Annotated in this window: 2 protein-coding genes and 1 pseudogene; 2 read left to right on the top strand and 1 reads right to left on the bottom strand. The window is 58.7% G+C overall.

Annotation, left to right across the window (positions count from 1 at the left end; translation table 11 throughout):
* Together HX846_RS26125 and fdxA are read left to right on the top strand one after the other, a co-directional pair.
* A pseudogene (locus tag HX846_RS26125) lies at positions 1-312 on the top strand (DNA mismatch repair protein MutS); the annotation flags it as partial.
* Positions 313-454: 142 nt separating this feature from the next.
* Positions 455-778, top strand: coding sequence for a ferredoxin FdxA (gene fdxA / locus HX846_RS26120; protein ID WP_003208688.1), 324 nt, complete (start codon positions 455-457; stop codon positions 776-778).
* Between the two features lie 496 nt (positions 779-1,274).
* Here the strand turns inward: fdxA and apbC are convergent.
* Positions 1,275-2,043, bottom strand: a 769-nt coding sequence (apbC, locus tag HX846_RS26115; RefSeq protein WP_178966378.1) for an iron-sulfur cluster carrier protein ApbC, incomplete at its 5' end; no start/stop codon positions are given.

Genomic DNA, 2,043 nt, shown 5'->3' with positions numbered 1-2,043 from the left:
CTGCACCACGTGCTGCCCGGCCCGGCAAGCCAGAGTTACGGCCTGGCCGTGGCGCAACTGGCGGGGGTGCCGGCCGAGGTGATTACCCGTGCTCGCGAGCACCTGAGCCGCCTGGAAGAAACAGCGCTGCCCCATGAGATTCCCGTGGCCAGCCCGGCCAAGGCCAGCAACAAACCCAGCGCGCCGCACCAGAGCGACATGTTCGCCAGCCTGCCTCATCCGGTACTGGATGAGTTGGCTAAGCTTGACCTGGATGACGTGACGCCGCGAAAAGCGCTCGAAATGTTATATGCACTGAAGACTCGGATATAACGCAGACGCTTGCAAGCTGGTAGACTCTCGCGCGGTTTGGGATGCTGCGGGCTTTTAGCCTGGCCTGCAGACTATCGCTCCCGAACCTCGCGAGCCCTGCCACAAAGGGTTTCGCTGCCGCCGCCTGAGGAGAAAATTAGAAATGACCTTCGTCGTCACCGACAACTGCATCAAGTGCAAGTACACCGACTGCGTAGAAGTGTGTCCGGTGGACTGCTTCTACGAAGGCCCGAATTTCCTGGTCATCCACCCGGACGAGTGCATTGACTGCGCCCTGTGTGAACCAGAATGCCCGGCCGTCGCTATTTTCTCCGAGGACGAAGTCCCGGCAGAGATGCAGGAATTTATTCAGTTGAACGTTGAGCTGGCGGAAATCTGGCCGAATATCACTGAGCGCAAAGACCCGATGCCGGATGCGGCAGAGTGGGATGGCAAAAAAGGCAAGATTGCCGACCTCGAACGCTGATAGCGTCGATGCCCTCCAAAAGGCCCCTTGCGGGCCTTTTTGCATTTCTGCGGGGCGGGTTTCACTTTTCTACAGGCAAAAAAAAGGGGCGGTATGACCCGCCCACATTTTTTCCCTAGTCCCTGTGTTCCTTTTCATCGTCCTGATGAATCGCATCCTGCGAGGTTCCCTGAATCATCGTTCCTTGATGACTGTGTCAATCCGTGGACACAGGACTGATCTTAGAGAGTTCACGGGGAAGTTCAACGGGATCCAACCCGCCGAGTTTTCGATTCACGCGCTCAAACGCGAATAAATAATCGTTATATTTCAATAAGATAGAAATATAGGCAATCAATTCAAGACGCCCCCGCCGATGAAAAAACCCAAACGCTTACGAAAAAGTAAGTGAATGCTTACACCAGCAATTACGTAAAAGAGTAAAAAACGCCTCGTTGGTGTTCACCAGGCAAGAAAAAGCCCCGACAAGGTCGAGGCTTTTTTCCCATCCGGTGGATCAGTCGTCGCTGACAGTAATCGTCGGCATTGCCTGGGCCTCTGCTTCCTGCAGGACGATTCGCGCGCCTACGTGGCGCGCCAGCTCCTGGTAGACCATGGCAATCTGGCCATCGGGCTCGGCAACCACCGTCGGCTTGCCGCCATCAGCCTGCTCTCGAATCCCCATGGACAGCGGCAACGACGCCAGCAGTTCCACGCCGTACTGGGTCGCGAGCTTCTCGCCGCCGCCTTCACCGAACAGATGCTCGGCGTGGCCGCAGTTGGAGCAGATGTGCACCGCCATGTTTTCCACGACGCCCAGCACCGGGATGTTGACCTTGCGGAACATCTCCACACCCTTGCGGGCATCCAGCAGCGCGAGGTCCTGCGGTGTGGTGACGATCACCGCGCCGGCCACCGGCACTTTCTGCGCCAGGGTCAGCTGGATATCGCCGGTGCCGGGCGGCATATCGATCACCAGGTAGTCCAGGTTGCCCCAGTCGGTCTGCGTGACCAGTTGCAGCAACGCACCGGATACCATCGGGCCGCGCCAGACCATCGGTGTGTTGTCGTCGGTCAGGAAGGCCATGGACATGACTTCCACGCCATGGGACTCGATCGGCACGAACCATTTCTGGTCCTTGATCTTCGGCCGGGTGCCTTCCGGGATGCCAAACATCACGCCCTGGCTCGGGCCATAGATGTCGGCGTCGAGAATCCCGACCCGCGCGCCTTCCCGGGCCAGGGCCAGGGCCAGGTTGGCGGCGGTGGTGGATTTGCCCACGCCG

This window comes from Pseudomonas sp. K5002, assembly GCF_013386655.1.
Taxonomy (GTDB): Bacteria; Pseudomonadota; Gammaproteobacteria; order Pseudomonadales; family Pseudomonadaceae; genus Aquipseudomonas.
This window is presented reverse-complemented; position numbering and strand designations above follow the sequence as displayed.

Coding starts and splice junctions, on each gene's coding strand:
- fdxA (WP_003208688.1), top strand. CDS start 455: ATGACCTTCGTCGTCACCGACAACTGCATCAAGTGCAAGTACACCGAC.